Here is a 6,935-nt window from a genome sequence, read left to right as displayed (position 1 = left end):
ATGACGCGGTTCCCAGCCGTTCTCCTTGTTCACGAGGCCGAACTATAGATCCGGTGGAACAGGCCCGGGCCGGGGCCCTACCGGACCCGTCGGACACGGCCTAGGCTGCCGCCCCGCCCCCGTAGTCGAGCGCGGCGAACCAGTCGCCGCGGCCGCGGGGCGTGAGGTCGAGGACGTGCCAGACGGGGCTGAGCAGGTCGATGCCCCGCTGGTCGATGTCCTCGGCCATCCGCGGGTGCGCCGAGTAGAAGTGCCGTACCGACCCGTCGTCGTCGCGCGTGAAGACCGAGACGGTCGAGTCCTGCTCGCCTGCGGCGTCCTCGCTGCCGAGGTCGTACTTGAAGGTGCTGTTCGCAGCGCTGAGCAGGCGCAGGTTCGCCCAGCCGCGCATGCGGGCGTGCGCCCGGAGGGCGGGCAGGTCGGCCGCGGCGACGACCGCGAAGTCGGCGTTCTGGGTGATGTGGTGGACCACCCCGTTGAACCCGTCGATCCACATCGTGCACATGGGGCACGGCTCGGTCTGCCGCTTGCCGTACATCAGGTGGTAGACGACCAGATCCCGCCCGGGCCCGCTGAACAACTCGCTCAACCGCACGCTCCGCACCGGCGCGTCCCCGTCCGCCAGATCGGCGGGTCCCTCCTCGAAGACGTAGTCCTCGACGACGGGCCCGGCCGGCAGCCCACGCCGCAGCGCGGCGACGCGCTCGCGGTGCCGCATCAGCTCGATCTCGGCCTGCCGCAGCTCCTCGCGGGCGCGCGCGTACTCCGCAGACTCGGTGGTGAGATTGGTCAGGCCCATGGCCCCGCCTCCCGTGCTCTCTCCCTCCATTGTCCGCGCGGGCCCCGGCCCGCGCAGCTCAGCGCGGGATCAGCGCCTCGTGGTGGTGCCAGATGAGGAAGCGGTCCTCCCGGCGGAGCTCGGCAGAGCCCCACTCGATACGCGTGACGCCTTGATCCATGGAACAGGCATAAGCGACGAGTACGAGGCGGAAGTCGTGAGGGATGAGATCGAGGTCCGGATGAACCTCGGATTCCTCCAGCTCCTCCAGCCCCAGATCCAGCGTTTGCTGCATCGGCTCCGGGCCGTGGCGTCGGATCAGGTCCGCTCGGAAACCTGTGGCCCGTCGAAGGCGCGCTGCGGTGACAGGCACATCCTTCTTCGCATAGCGGAACGGATAGATCACGTGTTTGCGGACGATCATTATGCTGCGTCCGTGGAGACGCACCGCGTCCCCCAGCGAGGCAAGGCCGGCGGCAAGCTCCTCGTACTGTGCCGCGTACAAGCCGTGGCCGTACGCCTCCAAGGTTTGCGTCTGGACGCCTTCCTGCCCGCTGCGAGCCCGCTCATGGGCTCGAAGGAGGCCGGCAGGGATGGCCTCGACCAGGTCATCGGCCACATCGCCGAAGGTCTCGCGTGCCCACTGACTTGCAGAACCCATGAACTACCGCCCCTCCCCGGAAGGCGCCGAAGCGCCGAGCAGCATCCACACCCACCCAAACCGTGGTTCATCCTCATGTGCCAGGCAAGGGAGCATCAGGCGTAGTCGGACACGCGTCGCGGCAGTCCGTGCGCGGCCGGAACGGCGCACTGTTCGGCGGGCCACCACACAACAGAGTGGTTCGCCAGGTCAGTTCGGCACACACGCATCCCCTGTGTCCTAGCGTCGGCACACCACACCACACCCACGCACGGCGCCCGGGGGGAAACCATGGACACGCCGCCACCGCCACCACTTCGCAGACCGCCGCGGCCGGATGAAGTCCTCGCCTTCCACAATGGCGACACCCTCGGGAACATCCCGGTCATCCCGGTCATCCGGGACGACGTTGCGCCTCGGCGATTGCCGTGGAAAGCCACGACGGCCGGCGGAGTGGTCGCCTTTGCCGTCGGTGCCTGCGCGGCCTTGCTGCTGCTGCGGCAGCCGGTGGAGGACGGTGCCGCCCATGGCCCGGCACGCCCCCCGGCACCGCCCGGAGCAACCGCCGCAGACCGGACGGTCGTCGCCCCCTCGTCACCGCCTGCGAGCAGGGAGCCGGACTGCCTCCAGGTGACGCACAAATTCCCTAACGGCCCGGCCGGTTGCGCGTCGAGGAACGACATCTGTGCTCCCGGTGCGCCCTGGTACGTGGCCGACATCGAGGCACTGTGCGGCGGGTCCACGCCGCTCCAGGCCATTCGCATCATTGCGGAACCGGCCACCGGCGGTGATCCGGGGTCCGTCTACTGCCTCGCCTGGACGGGAAGCGGCTCCGGCGGTGAGAGGGACGCCGCCCTCCTGATGAATGCGCCGGGGTACCAGTGCGGCGCCTATCTGGTGGCAGGGGAAGGCGCATCCGTCTTCCAGGACGGCCCGCCCGACTGCCCGCAGGCGTATCCCGGCACGAGGATGACCTACCCGGCGGTGCTGGACCACCCGGACGACGGCGGGGTGCGTCCCGCCGAGTACGTGTGCGTCCTGACGAACGTGGGAGCCTGACCCCGGTCGTTGTCAGTGGCCCGGTGCATCATCGCCCCATGACACCGAGCACTGCTGCCACCGACACCCCCGACGCCACCGTCGGCGCGCTGCGCGCGCTGGCCCGTGAGCACCTGCCCGCCGACGTCGCCGAGCGGTGGCTCGGTCTGCTGCGGCCGAGCGCGGGGCTGCGGACGGCCACCGGTGCGGATCCCGTCGTCGGGCGGCTCGGTGGGCTGCCGGAGTTGCCGGAGGGGCAGGAGTGGCCGGTGTGGGAGGGGCACGGGCCGCTCACCTTCATCGCCTCCGTCGACTGCGCCGCGCTGCCCGGCGCCGCACTCGACATTCCCCTGCCGAAGGACGGCACGCTGGCCTTCTTCTACTTCGACGGGCAGCTCGACGACGGCCGCGCGCTGGTCAGGCCGGACGACCCGGCCACGTGGGCGGGGGCGCGCGTGCTGTACGTACCGGCGGGCGTGCCCGTCGCCGAGCGGGCGGCGCCGGCGGGGATACGGCCGTACCGCGAGGTGCCGCTGACGGCGCGGGTGGAGTCGACGGCACCGTACGACTGGCACCCTGTCGTCTACCGGGAGTTCGACCCGATGGACGACGACCACCCGCTGTGGGACGAGGACTTCCGGGAGGACGTGTACGAGCGCGTCGACGACAGCAAGCACCGCATCGGCGGCCACGCGAGCCCCGACCAGGACGACGTCGAGACCGAGGTCGCCCACGGCACCCTGGGCAGCCCGCCGTGGAACGACCCCCGCATCCCGCAGGAGGCGCTGCGCTGGGTGCTGCTCGCCCAGTTCGGCAGCGACGACGACGCCGGGATGACGTGGGGCGACCTCGGCACCCTCTACTGGCTCATACGCCCCGAGGACCTGGCCGCACGCCGCTTCGACCGCGCGATGTTCACCTGGCAGTGCAGCTGACGCGGGCGCGCATCAGGCACCCACGGTCCCGTCGACGCCCTCGCGCAGGAAGTCCGCGTGCCCGTTGTGGCGGCCGTACTCCAGGAGCACGTGCACCATCACCATCCGCAGTGACACCTCCTCGCCCCACCGCGGCTGGTACCCGGTGACGTCCAGCGAGGCGGCCTCCCGCTCGACGCGGCGCGAGTTCTCCACCTCGGCCTCCCAGGCGGCGAACGCCTCGGCCCTGGTGGAGGCGCTCGCGTCGTACGCCGCCTGGAAGTCGACCTTGTCGGACCAGACCAGGGGCACGTCGTTGTCCTCGAAGACACGGCGGAACCACGTGCGCTCCACCTCCGCCATGTGCCGCACCAGCCCCAGCAGCGACAGCGTGGACGGCGGCATCGACTGCTGCCGCAGCTCCTCGTCGGTGAGCCCTTCGCACTTCATGGCGAGGGTCGCCCGGTGGTAGTCGAGGAAGGCCCGCAGCGTCTCCCGCTCACTGCCGAGGTGGGGTGGTCCTATGCGGCTGTCGTCGCTGCTCACTGACGGTGCTCCTTCATCCGTGCCGGTGACCGGGCCGATGTCCGGGGTCAGTATCCGCCCCCGCGGCCAGCAGCCCGCGCAGGGCTGCGCCCCGGCAGCGGTCCTCCGGCCCGCCCGGCGCCGGCAGCAGCCAGTACGCCCCCGGGGGCTCCACGCGGTGGGGAGGCGGTACGGCGACGTACTCGGCCTCGCGCGCGTCGCGCGGGTGCGTGGGGCACGGAGTCGGAGTACGTTGCCGAACGTTCCTGACGTCCCAGGGGGTATCCGTGAACGAAGCGCTGCGCCGCGCCATGGCGCAAACCCGGCTGACGGACCGACAGTTGGCCGAGCGGTGCGGCGTCGACGTCAAGACGGTTGGCCGCTGGATCACTCAGGCGGGCCGGGTTCCGCACGCCCGGCACCGGTGGGCGGTCTGTGAGGCGGTCGGAGAGGACGAGACCCGGGAGCGCGAAGAAGGGGTCGCGCTGACCCTGTCCACCCGCATCCGGGTGACGCTCGCCGAGCTGGAGAAGATCAAGGAGCAGGCCGGAATCGACGCGAGGTACAGCGACGGCCATGCGTACCTCTCCGTGTTCCGCTTCGACGACGACATGATCGTCACGCCCTTGCTGACCCACCACGTGGGCCATGACGCCCCCACCCTTCACCTGCGCCGGCACCAGGACGACGGCATGTTCGACCGCTTCGCCTCGCATGTCGAGGAGCTGTGGAAGCGAGGCACTCCGGTATGGGAGGGAGACCGCGATGGGTAGGCGGGACTACGAGGACGACCCGGACGCACCGGCCGCCAACAGCCTCGTGCCGGCCGCTTCCGCAGTCGTCGTCGACGACAGTGGACGCATTCTGCTGCAGCGCAGGCGCGACAACGGCATGTGGGCGCTTCCCGGCGGGGCGATGCACATCGGTGAGTCCCTGCCGGACTGTGCCGTGCGGGAGACCAAGGAAGAGACGGGGATCGACGTCGAGATCGTCGGTCTCGTCGGCACCTACAGCAATCCCCGCCACGTCTTCGCCTACGACGACGGCGAGGTGCGGCAGGAGTTCTCCGTGTGCTTCCTCGCCCGCCCCCTGACGGGGCAGCTTGCGGTGTCGGAGGAGTCCACCGACGTGCGCTGGTTCGCCCCCGCCGAGGTCGACGCACTGCCGATGGTCGCCGGTATCCGCAGGCGCGTCGACGACTGGCGCAACGGCACCATGCCGGCCACCCGGTAGCCGCCGGTCGTCGCGTCCGCCGTCACTCCCCGCGGCGCTCCGCGCCGTCCGCCCCCTCCCCGAACGTCCGGCGCAGGCGGCGGCGGGCGTAGCGGACCGTGGAGCGGACGCCGGCCTCGGTTATGCCGAGGATGCGCGCGGTCTCCTTCGTGCTGAAGCACAGGCCGAAGCGCAGCAGCATGACGTCGCGCTGGCGGTCGGGCAGGGCGCTCAGGGCCTGGTAGAGGGTGAGGGATTCGACGAGGGCGTCGATGGGGTCGTCGGCCTCGCGCAGGGCGGTGGTCTCGAAGGCGGCGACGTCGGCGACGACGGGGCGGCGGCCGCGGGCGCGGGCGAGGTCGGTGGTGCGGTTCTTCACGACGCGCCAGGCGTACGCCTCGGGCACGGGTTGCCGCAGGACGGTGGGCCAGCCGAGCAGGAGTTGTTCGAAGGCGAGGTCGACGGCCTCCTCGGCGTCCGCGCGGGAGTCGAGGTGGAGTTCGGCCCAGCGGACGTACGGCCCGCGGTAGAGCCGGTGGAACGCGTGGAAGTCGGCCGGAATGCCAGGAGGTTCGGGGGCGGCGGTGCGGGTGGTGGGGCGGTGGTGCTCCTCGCTCACCTGACGTCCCCCTCGACGGTCATGTCGCGTGCGAGTTCCGTGAGTTCCGCGTTCACGTGCTGCTCGGATCCCTCCGTTTGCTGCCGGCGGTGCCTCCCCTCGCGAGCACCGGAGAGCGGGTGTGTGCTCTCTGCCCTCAGTAGCGTTCCGGAGGGCCCAATCGTGCATTCGAGGCGCGATGGTTTTCACGGAGTGCGACGCACCGGTTACGCCGGCGGGGGCAGGGGGCTGTCGTGGGCGGCCAGCCAGGCGCGGTACGGCGGGCTGGCGGCGGCTGCGTCGCAGTAGGCGGCCGTGAGGTCGGCGAAGAGTGCGTCGACGTCGTGCAGTGGCAGGGAGCCGGAGCGCGAGGCGAGGGAGAGCTGGACGGTGAGGGGGTCGCCGGCCAGCGGGCGGACGACGGTGTCGCCGGCGGGGCGGGGCGGGGCGGTGGGCTGGCAGGGGCGCACGGCTTCGCCGGAGGCGACGAGGTCGGCGGCGGTGGCGGTGTCGCGGACGTGGACGAGGCGGGGGTCGAGGCCGGTCGCGGTGAAGGCGCGGCGCAGGGCGGCGGCCTCGTCGTCGGCGGTGGGGTCGACGATCCAGGGTTCGTGGGCGAGGTCGGCGAGGTGGGCGACGGGTCTTCGGGTGGCGGGGTGGCCGGCGGCCAGTTCGACGAAGCGCGGTTCGCGGGCGACGAGGACGCGGCGTTCGACGCCGGGCGGGACGTGCAGGGGGAAGCCGGCGGTCTCGTGGACGAAGGCGACGTCGAGCTGGTTGGTGGCGAGGAGTTGCAGGAGCGTGTTGGAGGAGACCTCTATGTGGATGGTGGTGTCGGTCTCCGGGAGCCGGCGGTGGATGCGACGCAGCCAGCCGGCCACGGCGTGGCTGCCGATGCTGCCGATGCGCAGGCGCAACCCGCCGACGCCCAGGGCGGCTTCGCGGGCGGCGGCGACGAGGGCGGCCATCTCGGCGACGATGGGCCGGGCTCGGGTCAGGACGCTGTGGCCGAGCGGTGTGGGGCGGCTGCCGTGCTGCCCGCGGGTGAACAGCGTGCCGCCGACGGTGGATTCGATGCGGCGCAGCTGGGTGGTCAGGGAGGGCTGGGTCATGCCGAGCTGCACCGCGGCCTTCCGCACGCTACCGGTGTCCGCGATGGCGCAAAGTGCACGGAGGTGCCGGACCTCGAGCTCCATTCCGGGAGCATATCGAGCGCCTCGTACGTCACAC

General features: G+C 71.6%; 9 protein-coding genes. 4 read left to right on the top strand and 5 right to left on the bottom strand.

Annotation, left to right across the window (positions count from 1 at the left end):
- Positions 1–100: 100 nt before the first annotated feature.
- Both AB0K17_RS16510 and AB0K17_RS16505 read right to left on the bottom strand, forming a co-directional pair.
- On the bottom strand, positions 101–799 hold the full coding sequence (locus tag AB0K17_RS16510) for a DUF899 family protein (protein WP_365965365.1): 699 nt from the start codon (positions 797–799) through the stop codon (positions 101–103).
- Positions 800–857: 58 nt separating this feature from the next.
- On the bottom strand, positions 858–1,439 hold the full coding sequence (locus AB0K17_RS16505) for a hypothetical protein (protein ID WP_365965366.1): 582 nt from the start codon (positions 1,437–1,439) through the stop codon (positions 858–860).
- Positions 1,440–2,126: 687 nt separating this feature from the next.
- Here AB0K17_RS16505 and AB0K17_RS16500 point away from each other — a divergent pair.
- Positions 2,127–2,477, top strand: a complete 351-nt coding sequence (locus tag AB0K17_RS16500; protein ID WP_365965367.1) for a hypothetical protein — start codon at positions 2,127–2,129, stop codon at positions 2,475–2,477.
- A 38-nt stretch (positions 2,478–2,515) separates the two neighbouring features.
- Positions 2,516–3,391 carry a YwqG family protein gene (locus AB0K17_RS16495; protein WP_365965368.1) on the top strand — a complete coding sequence of 292 codons (876 nt, stop codon included), beginning with the start codon at positions 2,516–2,518 and terminating at the stop codon, positions 3,389–3,391.
- A 12-nt stretch (positions 3,392–3,403) separates the two neighbouring features.
- On the opposite strand, the gene AB0K17_RS16490 is transcribed toward AB0K17_RS16495, so the two are convergent.
- Entirely contained in the window at positions 3,404–3,916 is a 513-nt protein-coding gene (locus tag AB0K17_RS16490) for a DinB family protein (protein WP_365965369.1), read from the bottom strand.
- A gap of 266 nt (positions 3,917–4,182) precedes the next feature.
- Between AB0K17_RS16490 and AB0K17_RS16485 the strand changes: the two genes are divergently transcribed.
- Both AB0K17_RS16485 and AB0K17_RS16480 read left to right on the top strand, forming a co-directional pair.
- Complete coding sequence (locus AB0K17_RS16485; protein ID WP_365965370.1) at positions 4,183–4,668, top strand: helix-turn-helix domain-containing protein; 486 nt, start codon at positions 4,183–4,185, stop codon at positions 4,666–4,668.
- Entirely contained in the window at positions 4,661–5,128 is a 468-nt protein-coding gene (locus AB0K17_RS16480; RefSeq protein WP_365965371.1) for an NUDIX domain-containing protein, read from the top strand. The genes AB0K17_RS16485 and AB0K17_RS16480 overlap by 8 nt, the downstream gene beginning before the upstream one ends.
- 22 nt (positions 5,129–5,150) lie before the next feature.
- Here the strand turns inward: AB0K17_RS16480 and AB0K17_RS16475 are convergent, their stop codons facing one another.
- Both AB0K17_RS16475 and AB0K17_RS16470 read right to left on the bottom strand, forming a co-directional pair.
- The gene (locus tag AB0K17_RS16475; protein WP_365965372.1) at positions 5,151–5,726 is read right to left on the bottom strand and encodes a sigma-70 family RNA polymerase sigma factor; all 576 of its coding nucleotides are present in this window, start codon (positions 5,724–5,726) and stop codon (positions 5,151–5,153) included.
- A 206-nt stretch (positions 5,727–5,932) separates the two neighbouring features.
- Positions 5,933–6,901: a LysR family transcriptional regulator gene (locus tag AB0K17_RS16470; RefSeq protein WP_365965373.1), complete on the bottom strand. Its 969-nt coding sequence runs from the start codon at positions 6,899–6,901 to the stop codon at positions 5,933–5,935.
- Positions 6,902–6,935 lie beyond the last annotated feature (34 nt).

This window comes from Streptomyces sp. NPDC049585 (assembly GCF_040675615.1).
Classification (GTDB): Bacteria; Actinomycetota; Actinomycetes; order Streptomycetales; family Streptomycetaceae; genus Streptomyces; species Streptomyces luteosporeus.
The sequence above is the reverse complement of the archived record's forward strand: the minus strand, read 5'-3'. Positions and strand labels throughout refer to the sequence as shown.